Origin of the sequence: Salinicola salarius, assembly GCF_003206135.1 — a bacterium.
GTDB classification, from domain to species: Bacteria; Pseudomonadota; Gammaproteobacteria; order Pseudomonadales; family Halomonadaceae; genus Salinicola; species Salinicola salarius.
Map to the genome: position 1 here is coordinate 35,483 of NZ_PZJT01000023.1, position 19,349 is coordinate 54,831.

Genomic DNA, 19,349 nt, shown 5'->3' on the forward strand with positions numbered 1-19,349 from the left:
GGTTTTTGGCATTCGCTTCCGGACGCCAATGCCGCATTTCTACCTCTCTACCTGCTTTACCTTTACCTCTGCCCCTCGCCCCCCCCGCACATCGCCCTTGAAGCCGAATCCTGAGATAAAAAGGATCGATCAGGCAGTGTGAGCGATGCGATCCTGCAGACATCCCACCACACCGCCTTCGCTCGCCAACGCGGGCCTATCGAGCACCGTCACCCAGCCTCGGGCAAGCTTGATCACCCCTTCCTGTCGGAACGCCGTCAACGTCCGGCTGACATGAACCGGCGAAAGACCAAGTGCATCGGCAAGCTGCTGTTGGGACAACGGCAAGCGAAAGCTCTCGCTCGAATCGTCATCGTTATACTGCAGGCGACAGAATATCTTGAGCAGCAAATAGGCAACGCGTTGGCGAGCACTGCGACGCGAGAGATGCACCAGCCGCTCGCTCAGCACGGCCTGCCGATAGGAACAGACCGCGAAGCAGACCGACATGAGGCTCGATGATTCGCGAAACAGACTCAGCAGCTGGCGGTTGGCGACCGTGCGGATCTCGCCATCTTCCAGCATGGCGACGCTGGAGAGCCGATACTTGAACGAGAATTCATGTAAACCGATGATATCGCCGGGCAGGAATATCTCGAGGATGTGCCGCGTGCCATCCTCCATGTAGCGAAACGAATAAGCCCACCCTCGTCGCAATGCGCAGAAATCACGCACAAGGTCGCCCTCGTGCCAAATCACCTGTCCCTTGGTGGCATCAATCGCAGTACCTTCCAGTGCGTCGAGCTGACGACGGTCATTTTCAGAAAGTGTTGCGTAGCGACTGAAATGGTGGGCAATACAGCCTTCCTGCTGACCCATTCACTCGTGCCTTCTTAAATTTTTCAAGCATGACAGCATGTTAGCGAAGGGAGTTACATAACACCGGTTAGATAGGCAGGGTAAATCCGGCAATGGGATTGTTCGAGGCGTCAACTGGGAGGCTTTCTTCACCACTGTTCGACAATTTCAGTACTAACCAACAGTGACTCAGTACTACCCGACAGCGATTCAGTACCATTCAAGAGTGAAGGGTACGTGGGGTTATATTTTTGAAACGAGATACCTTCCGATACATTAATCAATAACAACTCAGGAATCGGGCCGCCCAAAGACGCCCCTCATCGACTGGCCGCCAGAGTATGTACGGAAAGCCGACGAGCGAGGGTCAGGCTCGCCGAGCATCGAAAAGACCGCTACCCCACCGTGCGGTTCAAGGTACCGATCAGATAGAGATCATGCAGGTAGGCATCGAGCCAGGAAATGCCGTGCGTCAAGGCGATCACGACGTAGATGAGCAACATCAGAATCCATTCGCTGTTCATCCAAGCCAACGACGCCATGGGAACCTGATAGGCAATCGTATAGAGACTGAGCCCACCGAAGAACATCACCACCAGGCAATTGATCAGCACCAGCGACAACAGCACCGGGCGGCTATCGCTGGCGGGCGGGCTGGTCTGCCAGGAGAGCGGATGGCGCACGCGAACCCGGCCGTTGGAGACGATCCGGCGCTGGCGGCGCAGCAACGCCGCCAGATACTGCGATGCATCGGGGCGGGAAGCCGCAGAAAGTGCGAGGCGCTTGTCGAAGCGCGCGCCGAACTGCCGGCCCACGAGATCCAGAAACCCCTCGGACTCCCCCGTTGTCGCATACTGCTCTGCCTGTCGCGACAGCTGACCAAGCGGGCTGTCGCCATGCGTACGGCGCTCGTCATCCTCGAAATTCTGGGCGTAGTAGATGTCGTAGACCTGATAGACGGAAATAGCGACCCCCAAGAAAATCAGCAGGTACATCAATGCGCTCAGCATGCTCGTCTACTCTCCCCAGCCTTCCCGTCGAGACCGTCATCATAGCAAGTCGACTCGGGACAAGCCATGCACATCAAGTGCGGCAATGGGTCACTGTGATCGTCACCTGTCAGGCAGGCATCGACGCGACACCTGCGATGCTCCTCCGAGCCTCGTTCGGCTTCAGTTGATCTCGATGAGGCCGTCGCTTGCCAGCAGATGACGATAACGTTGCATGCCCCCACGCGAACGCGCGTGTCCGTTCGTGAAGCATCCATGCGAAGACCCTGCAGCCAAGGCGGTGTCTTTCCCGCGAGTGGACGATCGAAATTCTGAACGTGGAGCCGTGCAGGTTGCGATGCCTTTGCCGATCGGATTCGACACAGGCCCCCACCTCCTTCCTTTATGCTACCTCCATGGTTTTTCTCCATGTTCATGATGGTTAAATATCGTCCTGTTTTTCACTCGCGCAACAATTAACCTGGATTATCTTTTAAATGGCCTGCGCAATTCTGTTACTTAAACAATCACTTGCACTTAATTAAACCGAGCATGACCATCGGTAAATAAAGAAACATCGTTTCCTAATCACACTTAATAACACTTTAAAACCTGATTAGCTCGACCATTAATCAGATTCCACTATCTTGATTACTGACGGCGATACGCCATCATTTGTACCAAACCTAAGGAAAGGGAGAGTTGAAATGACTAACCGTAATCCCGGCAATTTTCAGAATGATCGCGAAAAGGCTTCGGAAGCTGGTCATAAAGGCGGCCAGAAAAGCTCAGGCAACTTCAAGAACGATCCCGACAAGGCCGCAGAAGCTGGCCATAAGGGTGGTCAGGAGAGTTCCGGCAACTTCAAGAACGATCCTGAAAGGGCTGCGGAAGCTGGTCACAAGGGCGGTCAGGAGAGTTCCGGCAACTTCAAGAACGATCCTGAAAGGGCCGCGGAAGCTGGCCACAAGGGTGGTCAGGAGAGTTCCGGTAACTTCAAGAACGATCCGAAGAAGGCCTCCGAGGCTGGCCACAAGGGTGGCAAAAGCCAAGGCCATTGAGCTTGGCCGAAGCGCAAAAAGGCAGCGCTTCAGGGCGCTGCCTTGAAACAGGGTGCTTTCGATAGCCTGAGGGGCACGGCACGGTCTTTTGAACAGCCTGATGAAGAATAAGGTTATGAATCCTTTATCCTATTCTTCCCATGTGGCGGATAGTGAAATTCTGTCGACTATATCGCCAAGATGCAAAGGCAAGCGACGATCAGTCGTGTCGTCGTTTCGCATGGGGACGCCATTGAGCAGATCAACGAGGCCAAAACGATTCCGAAGAAAGACTTAAAGCCAATCCTGCCGGATTATCTGACAGAACATTTGCCGAGGTAAATCACTATGTCTTCGCTAGCCGAAGTTCCTGGCCGAACATCCAAGCTTTCCCGACGAGTCTCGGCGAACTCTCATTTGTGGCACGACTATTCACTCTATTTCGAAATTTTCTCTCATCATGCACCGCTGTCGATCAGCAATCGTGAAACATTGGCCGAGCTACAGCAGGCACCTCGCCGCTTCAAAAAGGGAAGCGTCGTCAAGAACCACAGCCTGAACGCCAAATATCTGCTGGCGATTCAAGATGGTTGGGCGTGTTCCTGCCGCGTCACAGAAGAGGGCAAACGCCAGATCATCGATCTCTATCTGCCAGGCGACATCGTCGGCCTGCGTGATTATCACACCGGCGGTCGTTTCGACGAGGTCACCATGCTGACCGACGGTCTGGTCATTCCGATGCACAAGTCCCAGCTCGATCAGGCGATGCAGAAGGATCACAGCCTAGTGAATGCGATGCTTGCCGCTACCATGCATCAGTGCAACATCATGGCAGATCGACTCAATAATCTGATCAGTCATGATGCAACGACACGACTCGCCTATTTCATTCTCGAGCTGCATGCACGTCTCAATTTTTCTCGCTCTGAAATGAGGGACCTGACCATTCCTCTGTCCCAGCAGGTCATCGGTGATCTGCTGGGTATGACCAACGTACATGTGTGCCGCTGTCTGAGCCAGCTCGAAGCCAAAGGCCTATTAACCCGGGACAAAGACTCACGCAACATTCGCCTTCTCGATTATCCGGCGCTACTGGCATTAGCCGGTTTCAATACGGCCTATCTGCATAGCTGCAGTCGCGCCAGGCAACGTGCCGCCACGGCATCCAAATCGCACTGACGCGATAGCCGTTTTCGCTGATTGCCGCCTTGACGGCGTTGGATAACGAGCATCCACGGTTCAGCAAGAGCGAACCGTGGATTGCCGTTCTTGCAACGCTCCTTAGCCAAGATATCTCGATCGGGATGCATGAATGAGCCGTTACCAGGAAGCTCCCCGGGCAAACGGGGACTGTACGCTCGCGTTGATACAGGAAGGGTACGGCTATATCGGATCGCAGTGTGACCGACTGGGCAGCGATGTATTCCGTTCCCGACTGATGTTGCAGAAAACCCTGTTCCTGCGGGGCGAGGAAGCCGCCCGGCTGTTCTACGACCAGAATCGATTGACCCGAGAGCAGGCGGCCCCCAAACGGATGCAGAAGACGCTGTTTGGCGTTGGCGGCGTTCAGGGGCTCGAAGGCGAATCCCATCGGCGGCGCAAGGCCATGTTCCTCGCCTTCATGTCCCAGGCGAGAATCGACGACCTGCTCCATCTCGTCGAACAGACCTGGCAGGCGAAAATGCCGCATTGGCAATCCGGTGCGTCTCTCGTATTGCTCGACGAGTTCCACCGGATTCTCTGTCGCGCCGCCTGCGACTGGTGCGGTATCGCGTTGAAAGAGAAGCATGTGGCGGGATTGACGCAAAGCCTCGTGCTGATGATAGAGGGAGGAGGCAGCGTCGGCCCCAGGCACTGGAAAGCCCGTCGCGCCCGCCACCAGACCGAAAACACCTTGATGTCGATGATCGACGACTATCGGCGCCGCCCCGAATCGGCGGATTCCGCCCTTCCCCTGCCTGCCTTTGCCGATTTCCGGGACGAGACCGGCGCACGTCTTCCCAGCCGGATCGTGGCCGTCGAGCTTCTCAACCTGATTCGCCCGATCGTGGCCGTCGCGCGCTACATGGTCTTCACCGTGCTGGCGATGCACGAGCATCCCGACAGTCTCGGGAAACTGAAGCAGACTTCAGGAAGCAGCCTCTATCGCCGTGGTTTCATCGAGGAGGTTCGGCGCTACTATCCCTTCTTCCCCTTCCTCATCGCGCGGGTCAGGCAGGATTTCGTCTGGCGTGACTACCGTTTCCATCGCGGCTGGCAAGTCGTGCTGGATCTCTATGGCACCAATCACGATCCCAGCCGCTGGGACGACCCCGATCGCTTCCTGCCGGAGCGCTTCGAGCAGGAAGACGAAGATTGCCATCGTTTTGCCACGATCCCGCAAGGCGGCGGCGAGCATGCGACCGGCCATCGTTGCCCCGGAGAGTGGATCACGCTGGCGCTGATCGATCTGACCATCGACAAGTTCGCGCACCAACTCAGCTATCGCATCCCGGACCAGGACCTGTCGATAGCCCTGACTCGCATGCCCGCCAGGCCAAGCAGTGGCCTCGTCATTGATCAGGTCGGTCGCCTTGACTGACGATACTCACCAACCGCTGGCGCCCTTGCGCATACACGTCGCGTCGAGCCCCCTTCAGCGCCCATTAAAAAAACTAATCCATGTTATGGGTAACGTCATAATTTGAAACTATCATTTACAGGTTGCCAATTAAATCAACCTCTTTTGATAGATTTCCATGAAATATGCCATCCAAGTATCAAAAGACAATGCTGGTTATATCGCGCTATGCCGAGAATTTCCCAAGTTCGTTGCCACCTCTAAAAATCTCGAAGATCTGTCTCAGCTCACCGTTAAAAACCTGAGCGCAATCATCAGGGATTGTCTCGCCAATGCAGAATACGTTCCGCACAGCATGGAGGCGGATGAGGCAAGGCATGTCTGGTACCCACCCATCGGCATTCGTTTCAAGGTAGCTATCTCGAACGGCCTCATCGATAAAGGCTGGTCACGGGATGACTTCGCCGGTGCCATGGGGTTGACGCTTTCGAGCATGAACAATTTCTTCGATATCGCGGTCAGTACGCGCCTGTCTACCTTCGATAAAGCCTTTCATGTTCTCGGTCTGTATCCGCACCTCGATGTCATCGAATCGCCAGGCGACCTGTTCCTGGATCCGTGAGCTTTTTACGCTGGCAACCAGACCCAACGCTGCCTTAATCCAGATCAACCTTCGCCCGCTCGCATCCTCGCCTATCAGTGAATCCTGACTAGGCTGAGCGTAGTCAAGGAAGCACTGAGTCAAAGCCTGCGGACAAGTGATCGAGGATACGACCGGGCGCGACACCGGGGCGGGGGCTCGCTCTGCCCCTCCCTGCCTGCCCGCGACAGGCGCCGGTTGCTGCGCTCCGTACATCTGGCATTCATCCGTATCCCTTGTGATTGCGCCGCCCGCTCATTGATTCAGCGCCTCCTCTTCCTACAAAAGTGCTAAACGACCGTGACTGGGTGGACGAGCAATGGCGCAGTGCATGTTATATGTCAACGACAAGATGCTGACGGGAGAATCGGGCGTCTCTCTCGTCGATTTCCTTGAGCAACATGACGTCGATATTCCTCACGTTTGTTATCTCAAGACGCTAGGCCCTTTGCAGACCTGCGACACTTGCTGGGTAGAGGTCAACGGGGAACTCCAGCGAAGCTGCGCCGTGAAAAGCGAAGCAGAAATGGAGATCGCGACCGATTCCCCGAAGGCAAGAGCGGCGCGCGAAGAGGGGATGGATCGCCTGCTGTCGAAGCATGAGCTCTACTGCACGGTATGCGAGAACAACAACGGCGACTGCACCTTGCACAATACGGTCGCCGACATGGGAATCGACATCCAGCGCTACGACTACCAGCGCAAGCCCTATCAAAAGGACACTTCCAGCCCGTTCTACACCTACGATCCCGACCAGTGCATTCTTTGCGGTCGCTGTGTCGAAGCGTGTCAGAACATCGAAGTCAACGAGACGCTATCGATCGATTACAGCATGGAGAATCCGCGCGTGCTGTGGGACGGCGGCGAACCGATCGATGAATCGAGCTGCGTTCACTGCGGCCACTGCGTCACGGTCTGCCCGTGCAACGCCCTGCTGGAAAACACCATGCACGAGAACACCGGCCCGTTCACGTTCATGCCCAAGCCGCTCAAGCGCTCGATGATCGACCTGACCAAGCAGGTCGAGAAGACCACCGGTGCCCAGCTGATCACCGGCATTTCGGTCATGGACATGGAATGGCGCCAGCCGGAGATCAAGCGCACCAAGACCGTCTGCACCTATTGCGGCGTGGGCTGCTCTTTCGAAATGTGGACCCGGGATCGTCACATTCTCAAGATCCAGCCGGTGGAGGATGCCCCGGTCAACGGCATCTCGACCTGCATCAAGGGCAAATTCGCCTGGGATTTCGTCAACTCGGACAGGCGCCTGAAGACGCCGCTGATTCGTGAAAACGGCGCCTTTCGCGAAGCGAGCTGGGAAGAGGCGTTGAACCTGGTGGCACGCCGCCTGCTCGAGGTACGCGATACCTACGGCCCGGACAGTATCGGCATCATCGGCTCCAGCAAGGCCAGCAACGAAGAGGCGTACCTGGCGCAAAAGCTGGCCCGCCAGATTATCGGCACCAACAACATCGACAATTCGTCGCGCTACTGCCAGAGCCCTGCCTCCACCGGTCTCAAGCGCACCACGGGCTACGGCGCGGATGCCGGCCGGGTCGAGGATCTGCAACTGGCCGATGTGGTGATCATGGTGGGCAGCAATACCGCCGAGAGCCATCCGGTGATCGCCTCGCGCCTGAAGTCGGCGCACAAGCAGGGCAAGCAAAAGCATATCGTCGTCGACACCCGTAAACACGAGATGGCGGAACGCGCCGACCGCTTTTTGCAGCCCCATGCCGGCACCGATCTCGCCTGGGTACTAGCGATCACGCGTTACCAGTTCGATCATGGCTACGCCGATCTCGACTTCCTCGAACGCCGCGTCTCGGGCCTCGACGAATTTCGTCGCTCGCTCGAACCCTACTCGCTCGAATTCGCCGCCGAGGTCACCGGGCTTTCGCTGGAAACACTGACCGAACTGGCGGAAACCGTCGGCCGTGCCGAGCGGCTCTGCATCGTCTGGGCGATGGGCATTACCCAGCACGTTCACGGCACGGACACCAGCTCGGCCTTCGCCAATCTGCTGCTGACCACCGGCAACTATGGCCGTCCGGGTACCGGCGGCTATCCCATGCGCGGTCACAACAACGTGCAGGGCGCGAGCGACTTCGGCTGCCTGCGCAATACCTACCCCGGCTACGACTCGGTCACCGAAGATTCGGTACGCGAGCGTTGGGCCAAGGGCTGGGGCGTCGACAAGGAGACGCTCCCCGGCGAGGTGGGCGAAGGCAACTTCCTGATGGTGCAGGCGGCCGACAAGGGCGAGCTCAAGGCGATGTACGTGATGGGCGAGGAGACGGCCTTTTCCGACGCCGACACCAACAACGTCCACGAGGCTTTCAGCAAGCTCGATTTTCTCGTCGTCCAGGACATGTTCGTCAGCCGCACGGCGCAGTTCGCCGATGTGGTGCTGCCAGCCTGCCCCAGCGTCGAAAAGGAAGGCACCTTCGTCAATACCGAGCGCCGGATCCAGCGCTTCTACGAAGTCATGCCGCCGCTGGGTGACAGCCGCCCCGACTGGCGGATATTGACCGAGCTGGCCAACAAGATGGGCTACGCCTGGGACTACAGCCACCCTTCCGAGATCATGGCCGAGTGCGCGTCCATCTCGCCGCTCTTTGCCGGCGTCACCTATGAACGCCTGGCCGGCTGGAACTCCCTGCTGTGGCCGGTCGACGCCGACGGCACCGACTCCCCTTACCTCTTCCGCGACAGTTTTCCGCAGGAAGGCGGCAAGGCCAAGCTCTACCCGCTCGAGTGGCGTCCCCCGGCGGAATCCAACGATGACGACTACCCGTTCATGCTCGACAACGGCCGCCTGCTGGAGCACTTCCAGAGCATGAACCAGAGCGGCCAGACGGAAGGCACCGTCAAACAGGTTCCCGAGTGGTTCGTCGAAGTCGGTGTGGACACGGCACGCGAGATGGATCTCGAAGACGGGAACTGGGTCCGCGTCTCGTCCCGTCGCGGCAGTCTGGAAGTGAAGGTCTGCGTCACCGACCGGGTCAGTGGCCATACATTGTTCATGCCGATTCATCAGGGCAAACCGGGCCTGAATCTGCTGACGGGCGAACACCACGACCCTGACGTCGATACGCCGGCCTACAAGGAAACCGCGGTCAGGCTGGAGCCGCTGCCCCGAGAGAAAGGCGAGCCTCCTCTCCCCCATAACAACTTTCGCTACGGCCATCGCACGCCGATCGAAGGCGTCCCGGTCGAGGTCAAATGGATGCAGGAGGACTATCGTCAGCCACCGCAACACCAATCGCATCCGGAGAAGAGCTGATGGCAGAACGTATCGACTACACGCCCCCGCCCAACGGTGATCTCGATCCCAGCGCCCAGCAGGAGTGGGAACGCCTGCTCGAAGGCCTCCACGAGCATGGCTTCCTGCGCTTTGCCAACGATCTGGTCCGCAGCAATACCCAGCTGGCGCAGATTCTCACCAACGCGCTCAGCCGCGAGGGATCGCTGAATGCCATTCAGAATCTCTCTTCACTGCTGATCGCGCTTTCCAGCATCCCGCCCGGGCAGTTCCACAAGACGGTCTACGCCGCGCGGGATGCGTTCGTCGCCATGGAGACCGAGATTCGCTCGGAGCGCGAACACGACAAGGCGCCCGGTTTCAGTGGCGCCTTCCGCCTGCTCAAGGACGAGGAACTGTGGCAGGCGCTGACCCCATTGATCGGCGGGTTGAAGACGTTCACTGCGGGCCTTGACCGTGATGTCGAACGGCCGGTTTCCGATCGCACGGGCAAACCCAGTGACTTTCAATAGGCGACCAATGCGCCGTTCCTGAAAGGGTAACCAGCCATGTTCCCGTTGGACACGCTCGATCTCGCTCGCCTGCAGTTCGCCAGTACCCTGCTGTTTCACATCATCTTTCTGGCACTGAGCATCGGCTTGTCCACCTATCTCGCCTTTCTGCGCTGCATGGCGGCGTGGAAAGGCGATGCCATCTACATGGCGCTGTACCGCTATTGGCTGCCCCACTTCACCGCCAACTACGGCGCCGGTGTGGTATCCGGTGTGGTCATGGCCTTCGAACTGGGCCTCAACTGGCAAGGGTTCACCCGCGCCGCCGGCGGTATCAACGGGGTGCTGCTGAGCTACGAAGTGGTGACGGCATTCTTCCTGGAAGCGACGTTCTTCGGCCTGATGATCTTCGGCGAAGGCAAGATCGGCACGCGCATGCACTGCTTCTCGGCGATCATGGTGGCGGTTGGCGCCTATCTCTCCTCGTTCTGGATTCTGGCTTCCAACAGCTGGATGCAGACACCGGCCGGTTTCCTGCACGAGGCCGGCACCTACGTGCCCGTCGACTGGCTGGCCGTCGTCTTCAACCCCTCGTCTCTCTACCGGCTCGTCCACATGTCGCTGGCCGCGATGATCGCCACGGCATTCGTCGTCGCCAGCATCGCAGCCTGGCACCTGCTCAAGGACCGCACCGACCCCGTCTCTCGCAAGATGCTGTCGATGGCGTTATGGATGCTGACCTTCGTGGTGCCGCTGCAGATCGCGGCGGGCGATCTCCACGGGCTGAACACGCTCGAGAACCAGCCGGTCAAGGTGGCAGCCATGGAAGCCTACTGGGAACACAAGCCCGAGCAAGGGGGCATGCCGATGGTGGTTGCCGCCTGGCCGGACAGCGCCAGCGAAAGCAACCGCTTCGCGCTGGAGATCCCCCGACTCAGCAGCCTCTATCTCACCCATAGCCTGACCGAAAAGATCCAGCCGCTGACGGCCTGGCCCGAGACGGAACGCCCCAACGTCCCGCTGGTCTTCTGGTCCTTCCGGCTCATGGTCTATACCGGCTTCGCCATGCTCGGCATCGTCGCGGTGTCGCTCTATCTCCGCCATCGGCGGTCGCTTTTCGATACCCGCTGGTTCCTGCGGGCGATGACCTTGACCCTGCCGATGGGTCTCATCGCCATCGAGGCCGGCTGGATCACCACCGAAGCCGGCCGCCAGCCCTGGATCATCTACGGCGAAATGACGACACGGGAAGCCGTGACCCCCTATGGCACCTGGCAGCTCATCGCCAGTCTGGCCGTGCTGTGGACGATCTACACGCTGGTCTCCGTGGCGGGGACCTACCTGTTCTTCAAGCTCACCCGGCGTTCACCGCGCGCCATGCTGGCTAAAGACGATAACGGGGTCTCCTGATGGATACGCTGGCAACGGTACTCTACATCCTGATCGCCCTGGCGCTTTCCATCTATTTCCTGCTGGACGGCTATACGCTGGGCGTGGGTCTGAACATGCCCTTTCTCCGCCACAAGCAGACGCGGGAACACGCCATCCATTCCGTCACACCGTTCTGGGATGCCAACCAGACCTGGCTGGTCTTCGCGGTTTCGGCGCTGTACGGCGCCTTTCCGGCACTCTATTCGGCGATACTGCCAGCCTTCTACATCGAGATCGTCGTGCTGCTGATGCTGCTGTTCGTGCGCGGCATCGTGTTCGAATTCTATGAAAAATTCTCCCACCCCGAACGCTTTCACGCGCTGCTGTTCGTGGCTGCCCTGACCGCCGCCTTTCTCCAGGGCGCCATCGCCACGCAGATTCTCATGGGCCAGGGGCTCTCGGACGAACCCAGCCATGGTGACATCTGGCAGTATGAAAGCGCCCTTGGCGGCGCCGTGTTCATCCTGGGCTATGCCGTGCTGGGCAGTGCCTGGCTGCGCATGACGCTCCCCCGGGCCAGCACCGACTCGCAGTCGACCTATCGGCTGATATTGGGCATCGTGGCGTTTCTCTTGCTCGTTCTCTGGATCGTCACCTGCCTGATCGAGCAACCGCTGCTCGCCTCTCGGGTAGGCGAACGAGGCGGAATCATCGCCGGCTTCGCCGCCACCGGCATCGTGGGCGCTGTGCTCGCCAGAAACCTTGTCAATACCCGTACAGCGGCCTTTCTATGGGCCGCGTGCATATTGATGGTGCTGACGGCTATCGTCTATGTCTGTATCTACCCCGACCTTCTGATTGGCAGCCCGGCGGATGAAGGTGCGATCGCCCCGCATGCCAGCCTGCTGTTTCTTCTCGTCGGGCTCGCGATAGCCCTGCCGCTGATCGTGACTTATACCCTGTACAGCTATCGCTCTCTCTTGAAGTCTTGAGACATTTATCGAAGCCGTAATCCATGGCTTTTCAGGCTTCGTACGAAAAGTCGGCGAGCGATCATCAGACAAGGCAACACTCAGCAGCATCAGTCGCGGACACTGACTCACCGACATGGGCCGATTCTTTTTATCTGGCATGCCACAGACGGGATACCCGCCAGGAAACCCGAACGACATTGATGCCGGTTAATCCCGCCTTCCGCGTTGGGATTAAACTGGAAAACAAGATGATCAGGCTTGATTCAGATGGTGATCGAGCCTGGTTCAGGAAATGCCTTCCGTTCAGGAGAAACGCGATGAGTCGTGAAACAGATAACGCCGAGGGCTCTGCCAAAGAGCGCCAGCAGGCCAAAAAGGCGATGGACAAGGATACCCCGGATGCCGCCGAAAGCCGGCAAGCGTCGGGCTCGCATCACGAGGAGCCAAAACCCTATCGTCCGGATGAAAACGTCGACAACCAGAAGTCCGCCAAGTCACGACACACGCCAGCCCACAACGACACGGTAAAGGAGACGCCCGTTCCCGGTGCCCAGCTCGCCAAGGAGAAGAAGGCCCACAAGTCCAATATCAACGACAAGGCCGACAAAGCCGACCCCAAGGCAAGCGGCTAGCGAATCGTTGGGCGCTCCTTATCCAGACAAGCCACATCGAGTCAAGCCACAACGAGTCAAGCCACAACGAGCCGAATCGAGCCATTCCGTCGTCCAGCACGAGATAACTCATGAACGAAGAAACCCGTCAGAATCTTGCCCTGGGCCTGATCTCCGTCCGCGACAATCAAAGTTCGCCGGTAGCACCCGGTGTGACGCAACTGACGCTCAAGTTCGTCAACGTCTGCTTCGTGGCGGAGCCGAGCCAGGATCGCTGGGTGCTGGTCGACGCCGCCCTCCCCAGGCAGGAGGGAAAAATCATCGCCTGGGCCAAGCGGCTCTTCGGCGATCGGCCGCCCGCGGCGATCATTCTGACGCATGGCCACTTCGACCATATCGGCTCGGCGCTGGCGCTCAGTCGCCACTGGCAGGTGCCGCTGTATGCGCATCCGCTGGAGTTCCCGTATCTGACCGGCTCGCAACCTTACCCGCCGGCGGACGCCTCGGCGGGAGGCGGCGTCATCTCGCGCCTCTCCCCGCTGTTCTCGCGAGGCCCTTATCATTTCAACGACGTTCTCTCTCCGCTACCGGAGGACGGCTCGGTTCCCGGGCTGGATTCTTGGCGCTGGCTGGCGACGCCGGGCCATTCGCCGGGGCATGTCTCGCTATTCAGGCAGGAAGACAAGACGTTGATCGCGGGGGATGCCTTCGTGACCGTACAGCAGGAATCTCTCGGCCAGGTCATCCTGCAACGGGCCAAACTGAGCGGGCCACCGCGCTACTTCACCCACGACTGGGGGCAGGCCTTCGAGTCCATCAGGCGGCTCGCGAAGCTGTCACCGGCAATGGCGACGACGGGTCATGGCCCGCCGGTCGGTGGTGCCCTTCTGACCAACGGGCTGGAGCATATTCTCAATCATTTCCATGCCGATCACATGCCGAAGCACACGTTCATGCACTAATTTGTCGAGAATCTGCCGAGCCGGGACTGCGTCATGGGTCCCGGTTCCGCGAGCCAGGCGAGTCAAATGCGTTAGGTGTCAGATGAGCCAGGCGAGTACTCCAGGACGACGCGCTCCTCTTCATCCACGATCGTCAATTTACAGGGCGTCGACTTCTTGACCTTGCCGATCATCCCTTCCCATTTCGGGGAGGATTTCGACGTACCCATGATGATCGTATCGACCTCCAGCCGCCGGGCCTCTTCAGCGATCGTCTCGGAAAGCTTCCCAGCCTTTACGACAAAATTCACGGCCGCCATGGGTTCGTTTAAACGGTCCCACCGAGCTTCCAGAAACGCTTCGGCACGCGCGACATCTTCTTTGTCCAGAGTATGCGTAGCGGCGCCTGTCGCAGCGCCCAGAACATCTCCCGTCTCGCTGGGCTCGACGACATGCAGCAGATAAAGTCGAGTATGTTCATGTTGGGCAATGCCCCTCGCCCTTCGCAAGGCCGCCATGGATGCCGGATTTTTTCCCATGGGAATGAGGATCGAATTCTGCATTGTCGCCTCTCGTTGTCATCTCGTTATCGAGTATAGCGAGCGTCCTTTCCTCCTCGTTAATCCGGATTAACCGCATAAAACCCTTCCCCGCTTTCCGTTACGCTTCGGCACACACCACGACGCCATTCGCCACGGCGACTTCCTGTCGCTACGGTTCTGCTTCCGTTTGCTACTGCCCGCTGCAACCCATACCGGCAGCCACGGAGCATTGCTCGACCAACGGGCCATTGCTCGGCTAACGGAGCCTTGCTCGACTGACGAGGCCTGGCTCGGCCAACGTCTCGCGGGCCGAGGATATCGCCGTGCTCGTGGTGGTGGTCGGCGGATTCACGTTACGCTATCCGGATCTTCAGGCATCGAGAGACGTCTTATGCAAGGCCGAAACATGACGCGCTGGCGCGATCCCAAGAAAGACCCGCGTCAGGAAAAGAAAAGCAACCTGATCACCCCGCAGGGATTCGATCGACTGCAGGGCATCCACGACCATCTGTCACGTGTCAAACGGCCCCAGCTATCGGCGAAAGTCGGTGAGGCCGCCGCCCTGGGCGACCGTAGCGAAAACGCGGATTACACCTACAACAAGAAAGAGCTCAATCGCGTCATCGCACGGATTCGTTACCTGCGTAAACGCCTGGACGAGCTGCAGGTCGTCGACCGTTTGCCGGCCGATACCGGCAAGGTCTACTTCGGTGCCTACGTGACGCTGGAAGACGACGAGGGCGAAGAACTGTCGATACGCCTGGTCGGCCACGACGAGACCGATACCGACAAGCACTGGATCAGCGTCGACGCCCCCCTCGCCCGGGCATTGCTGGGGAAAGGGCTCGATGATGATGTCGTGGTCGCTGCACCGGGTGGCGAGACCCACTATATCGTGACCGACATCGCCTACTCGGATCGCGACCATTGAAACGAGAAGACGCTGAAAACGCGCCGGTAATTCAACAAATCCCCGAGGCGGTCGATAGAGGGTCAAAGGGCCAGCCAAACCTGGCCCGACAGATCAAAATGACAGGGACCCACTGAGGACAGCCATGCCGAACGCCTCCGACTCTCAAGCTGCCTCGGTGTTGTTCGCACGGCAGCCGATCTTCGACACCTCGCTCGAAATCGTCGCCTTCGAGTTGCTGTTTCGGCCGACCGATGGCGGGCCGATGCCGATATCATTCGATGGCAACCGAGCGACCAGCACGGTCCTGCTGAACGCCTTCACCCAGGGCGATCTGGAGACGGTCAGCCAGGGGAAGCCTTTGTTCGTCAACTTCACTGCCGCGACACTGCTCGATGACCTCCCCTTCGACCCCGCCTATCTGGTCATCGAGCTACTCGAGGACATCCCGTTCGACGACACCATCCGTGACCGGCTGGCGCTGCTACGCCAACAAGGCTTCAGGATCGCCCTGGATGACTACGCCGAAGGGGATATCGAGCACCCCTGCCTGCCTCTGGTGGATATCGTCAAGCTCGAGTACCCGCACTACTGCGACGATGCTTTCGTGCATATCGTGCAGCAACTGCGCCAACGCTACCCGCATCTCAAGATACTGGCCGAAAAGCTGGAGACGGCAACCGAGCTCAACTGTTGCCAGCGCGCCGGTTGCGACCTGTTTCAAGGCTACTTTCTTGCCCGGCCCCAGCTCGTTCACGGCAACACCGTGGTCGCCGACCGCATCGCCATACTCGAGCTCATCGCCACGCTCAGCAAGCCGGACGTGAGCGCGGACGACATTTTCGCCGCCATCGAGCGGGATCCCGTGCTTGGCGTGCGACTGCTCAGGCTGGTCAACAACACCAAGCAGCGCGAGGTAGAGATCACCTCCCTGGAACAGGCCGTTGCCCTGGTCGGCCCGCAGCGCATCCGCAGCCTGGCGACGCTGCTGGCACTCTCCGAGGTGGAAGACAAGCCGGCGTCACTGCCGCAATCGGCGCTGGCGCGCGCCTGCCTGTGCCGGGAACTCGCGGCGAGCAACCCCGCGCTGGCCGAGAAAGCCTTCATCTCGGGACTGTTTTCCTACCTGGAAGCCTTCTTCGATCGTCCGCTGGTGGAGCTTCTCGAGTCGCTGCCGCTACACGCCTCGATCACCACGGCGCTGCTGACCCGCGCCGGCCCGGTGGGTGCGCTGCTGGAGACCGCCATCCGGCTGGAAAGCGAGTCATGGGAGGAGATCCCCTGGCCCCGGCTGGAGCTGATCGGCATTCAGCTCGAAGACGTCCGGGCCGCCAATCGACGCGCCCGCCAGGCCGTCCGCGAGCTGCAGGCTAACGCCGCGCCTTGATGGCGCGATAGACCCGAAAGCGCCGGTTGTCGGCCAGGATCTCGAAGCTGCCGAATGCGGCTTCCAGCCAGTCCGGGTATGGCAGGAACGCGTTGGCGACCAGCGTCAGGCTGCCGCCTTCGACCAGATGCGCCGGCGCCTCGCGAATCAACCGCTCGGCGGGGCCATAATCGACCGCACGCTGCTGATGGAACGGCGGGTTGCTGACGATGGCCTCGAAGGTGTCTTCCAACTGGCGATAGACATCGCTCTGGACGACCGTTCCGGTCAACTGATTGGCCGCCAGTGTGCGGCGCGTCGCCTCGACCGCGAACTCGTTGATGTCCACCGCCGTGACCTCGCAGCCCTGCCGTGCCAGCCACGCCGCCAGAATGCCGTCGCCACAGCCCGCATCCAGCGCGCGAAGCGGTGCATTGCCGCGCGCCGGTAACGGCGACTGCTGCAACGCCTCCATCAACAGCCGCGTGCCCTCGTCGAGCTTGCCGTGGCCGAAGACGCCGGGATGGGTCTCAAGCGTCAGCCCCTCTGCCGTGAACGTCTGCCAGGCGGCATCCGGATCGCGAACGGGTTCGACCGTGCGGGTGGCGAACAGCGTGCAGCGACGCGCCGTATCCAGCTTGCGGCACGCCTGCTGAAAGCCTTCCAGTATCTTCGGCACCCGCTTGATGCCGCCCTGGTTCTCGCCGACGACCTGCACCGGCGTGCCGACAGGCAAGGATGCATTCAGTGCCGCCAGCCACCATTCCCCCAGGGCATGACTCTTGGGCCAGAACAGCACTGCGCCCGGCACCTCGGCCGGCGGCGCGCTCAGGGCGCCGTAGGCCGGTCGCCCGACCTGACGCCAGGCGTCGCAGACATCCAGCTCCGCGCTCCAGACGCTGCCCTCGCCGGACTCGAGCCAGCCATCGCGGGGCGGCGCCACCCACAGCCAGCCGCGATAATCCGCATCCTGGCGGGCAAGCAGTTGACACGCCGGGGGTTGCGTCGACATCAGTACGTCTCCTCTGGGCCCGCGCTGTCGGCGTGCCGAATCATGTAGTGAAGGTAGCGCCCCAGGCGCCAGTGGGGCTCGACCTGACAGTAGCGCTTCTCCAGCTCGATGATCGTCGCGAGCCGTTCTTCGCTCGGCGAGCGTTCCCGCAGATAGTCGTGAAAGATCCGGATGCCGGCGACGCTTTCGATCACCAGCCCCTCTTCCCGACACCAGCGTTCGATATCGGCATGCGTCAGCGGCGAGATCGGTGTCAACCGCTGGCGCTGGCCGGTGCCCGAAAGCCGGTCCTCCAGCGCCTTGTCGAGGTTGCCCTTGACCACGTTGGAAAAACGCAGCGCATCGCGGTTGAACACCATCAGCGAAAGGCGACCGCCCGGCGCCAGCAGGGATTTCAGCATGGCAACCGCCTGACGCGGCTGGGCCAGCCACTCCAGCACCGCGTGACACACGACCAGCGGCCATGGCCCCGGCGCCAGCTCCGGCAACGCCTGGATCGGCGCCTGCAGCGCCCGGATGGGCAACTCGCCGAATCCGGCTCGCGCACGCGCCAGCATCTCCGTGGAAGGCTCCGCCAGGGTGACGCGATGCCCCCGCTCGGCCAGCCACACGCTCATCTGGCCGAGGCCGCCGCCCACATCCAGCGCGGGCGCACCGTCCTGCGGCAACGAACGCGACAGCACCTGATCGAGCACCGCCAGGCGGATCTGGCCGCGCGCCGTGGCATAGAGGCTGTTGGCGAACTTGTCGGCCAGACCGTCGAAGATCCGGTCCTGCCCCACGGGGATATCGTTGCCGTGTCGCGGGCTCGCGGCGGGCAGCTTGGAAGCCTCATCAGAACTAGGCATGAGAACACGGCATGAGATAGGGATGGCTCGAAGCGGAAAGGCGGCATTGTATCAACGCCAACGCAGAGCGTCCCGACGCAATGGCTCCAGCGGGTTTATCTCGGCGAATCCGGCGCTTATACTATGCGCCGCTCGAGACACATGCTTCGCTCGACGAAACAGCGGTAGTGCTGTCCTGCCTTCCGCCCCCATAGCTCAGCTGGATAGAGCGGTCCCCTCCTAAGGGACAGGTCTCAGGTTCGAATCCTGATGGGGGCACCAAATCTTCTTCCTCGACACTCCCCGGAACGCCACCAAGCGCCTAAATCATGGCGTTACGCCCATTTCCGGCTCCCGTAATTCCCGATTCTTCCCCCTCGAATCCGGTGCGAATGGCATGCTCAGGGGAATACTCCTGTTCGATTTTCCCCTCGTATGACACCACGCCACCAGCCCTATGAAAGACCGAAACCACCAAGCCTAACCCCACAAGCAATCGCCCGCCCACCAGCCGGACGCGCCATGCGCTGTTCATGGCCGAAGCGCACGAGCATCGTTCAAGCCTGGCCTTCACATGCCGATAGGAAAAGAAAGGCTCGGGTTTCCTTGCGCCCCGCCTGCGCGCTAGAGGGGCTATTTTTATGCAGCGCTACAGAGTGCGCTGAGCCGCGTCGTTGTTGGGCTGCGGGCGGTTTCTTAGCCCCGAAAAATCATGCGAATGTTGCATTTTGCAGCCTCTCCAACGAAAAACGGGAGGCGACGGATAGAGAAATGAAACGAAGTGCGCCAGAGATTGATACAAAAGGTATTCCTAATAGAGCTTGAGAAAGCTGACGGGTTCCGACCCAAAGTGGCCCCACTAGTAAAGGCAGATAGCACGTTCTTCGGTTGTTATATAGCATGTACAATGATTAGCACTTATTGACAAGTTATCGTTAGCATAAAGGTGCTTAACAAGATTACGCTCTGTCTG

17 protein-coding genes and 1 tRNA gene are annotated in these 19,349 nt (G+C 59.7%); 13 read left to right on the forward strand and 5 right to left on the reverse strand.

The window, feature by feature from the left end; translation table 11 throughout:
• Positions 1-129 precede the first annotated feature (129 nt).
• Positions 130-858: a Crp/Fnr family transcriptional regulator gene (locus DOM32_RS16750; protein ID WP_110636673.1), complete on the reverse strand. Its 729-nt coding sequence runs from the start codon at positions 856-858 to the stop codon at positions 130-132.
• A 374-nt stretch (positions 859-1,232) separates the two neighbouring features.
• Positions 1,233-1,847 carry a hypothetical protein gene (locus tag DOM32_RS16755; protein ID WP_110636676.1) on the reverse strand — a complete coding sequence of 205 codons (615 nt, stop codon included), beginning with the start codon at positions 1,845-1,847 and terminating at the stop codon, positions 1,233-1,235.
• A gap of 686 nt (positions 1,848-2,533) precedes the next feature.
• Between DOM32_RS16755 and DOM32_RS18405 the strand changes: the two genes are divergently transcribed.
• The 10 genes from DOM32_RS18405 (at position 2,534) to DOM32_RS16805 (ending at position 13,740) form a co-directional block, all read left to right on the forward strand.
• Positions 2,534-2,887, forward strand: coding sequence for a con-10 family general stress protein (locus tag DOM32_RS18405; protein WP_110636679.1), 354 nt, complete (start codon positions 2,534-2,536; stop codon positions 2,885-2,887).
• Positions 2,888-3,214: 327 nt separating this feature from the next.
• Positions 3,215-4,045 (forward strand): Crp/Fnr family transcriptional regulator, encoded by an 831-nt coding sequence (locus tag DOM32_RS16765; protein ID WP_110636682.1) that lies wholly within the window; start codon positions 3,215-3,217, stop codon positions 4,043-4,045.
• A 133-nt stretch (positions 4,046-4,178) separates the two neighbouring features.
• A complete protein-coding gene (locus DOM32_RS16770) occupies positions 4,179-5,447 on the forward strand; it encodes a cytochrome P450 (protein WP_110636685.1) in 1,269 nt (422 codons plus the stop codon).
• A 157-nt stretch (positions 5,448-5,604) separates the two neighbouring features.
• Positions 5,605-6,048, forward strand: a complete 444-nt coding sequence (locus tag DOM32_RS17835; RefSeq protein WP_157957110.1) for a hypothetical protein — start codon at positions 5,605-5,607, stop codon at positions 6,046-6,048.
• Positions 6,049-6,397: 349 nt separating this feature from the next.
• A complete protein-coding gene (fdhF, locus tag DOM32_RS16780) occupies positions 6,398-9,352 on the forward strand; it encodes a formate dehydrogenase subunit alpha (RefSeq protein ID WP_244179962.1) in 2,955 nt (984 codons plus the stop codon).
• Positions 9,352-9,843: a DUF1641 domain-containing protein gene (locus DOM32_RS16785; protein ID WP_110636694.1), complete on the forward strand. Its 492-nt coding sequence runs from the start codon at positions 9,352-9,354 to the stop codon at positions 9,841-9,843. The genes fdhF and DOM32_RS16785 overlap by 1 nt, the downstream gene beginning before the upstream one ends.
• Before the next feature lie 36 nt (positions 9,844-9,879).
• Positions 9,880-11,232 carry a cytochrome ubiquinol oxidase subunit I gene (locus DOM32_RS16790; protein ID WP_110636697.1) on the forward strand — a complete coding sequence of 451 codons (1,353 nt, stop codon included), beginning with the start codon at positions 9,880-9,882 and terminating at the stop codon, positions 11,230-11,232.
• Entirely contained in the window at positions 11,232-12,185 is a 954-nt protein-coding gene (locus DOM32_RS16795) for a cytochrome d ubiquinol oxidase subunit II (RefSeq protein WP_110636699.1), read from the forward strand. The genes DOM32_RS16790 and DOM32_RS16795 overlap by 1 nt, the downstream gene beginning before the upstream one ends.
• A 299-nt stretch (positions 12,186-12,484) precedes the next feature.
• A complete protein-coding gene (locus DOM32_RS16800) occupies positions 12,485-12,799 on the forward strand; it encodes a hypothetical protein (RefSeq protein WP_110636702.1) in 315 nt (104 codons plus the stop codon).
• A 110-nt stretch (positions 12,800-12,909) separates the two neighbouring features.
• A complete protein-coding gene (locus DOM32_RS16805) occupies positions 12,910-13,740 on the forward strand; it encodes an MBL fold metallo-hydrolase (RefSeq protein WP_110636705.1) in 831 nt (276 codons plus the stop codon).
• A gap of 71 nt (positions 13,741-13,811) precedes the next feature.
• On the opposite strand, the gene DOM32_RS16810 is transcribed toward DOM32_RS16805, so the two are convergent.
• Positions 13,812-14,282, reverse strand: coding sequence for a universal stress protein (locus tag DOM32_RS16810; protein WP_110636708.1), 471 nt, complete (start codon positions 14,280-14,282; stop codon positions 13,812-13,814).
• Between the two features lie 370 nt (positions 14,283-14,652).
• Between DOM32_RS16810 and greB the strand changes: the two genes are divergently transcribed.
• Positions 14,653-15,192: a transcription elongation factor GreB gene (greB, locus tag DOM32_RS16815; RefSeq protein WP_087720020.1), complete on the forward strand. Its 540-nt coding sequence runs from the start codon at positions 14,653-14,655 to the stop codon at positions 15,190-15,192.
• A gap of 124 nt (positions 15,193-15,316) precedes the next feature.
• Positions 15,317-16,558, forward strand: a complete 1,242-nt coding sequence (locus DOM32_RS16820) for an EAL and HDOD domain-containing protein (RefSeq protein WP_110636710.1) — start codon at positions 15,317-15,319, stop codon at positions 16,556-16,558.
• On the opposite strand, the gene DOM32_RS16825 is transcribed toward DOM32_RS16820, so the two are convergent.
• Both DOM32_RS16825 and DOM32_RS16830 read right to left on the reverse strand, forming a co-directional pair.
• Positions 16,542-17,549: a methyltransferase gene (locus DOM32_RS16825; RefSeq protein WP_110636713.1), complete on the reverse strand. Its 1,008-nt coding sequence runs from the start codon at positions 17,547-17,549 to the stop codon at positions 16,542-16,544. The two genes, DOM32_RS16820 and DOM32_RS16825, sit on opposite strands and share 17 nt — an antisense overlap.
• A complete protein-coding gene (locus DOM32_RS16830) occupies positions 17,549-18,397 on the reverse strand; it encodes a methyltransferase domain-containing protein (protein ID WP_110636715.1) in 849 nt (282 codons plus the stop codon). Before DOM32_RS16830 ends, DOM32_RS16825 begins: the two co-directional genes overlap by 1 nt.
• 184 nt (positions 18,398-18,581) lie before the next feature.
• On the opposite strand from DOM32_RS16830, the gene DOM32_RS16835 reads away from it, so the two are divergent.
• Positions 18,582-18,658: transfer RNA gene (locus tag DOM32_RS16835), tRNA-Arg, on the forward strand.
• Positions 18,659-19,349: the final 691 nt, after the last annotated feature.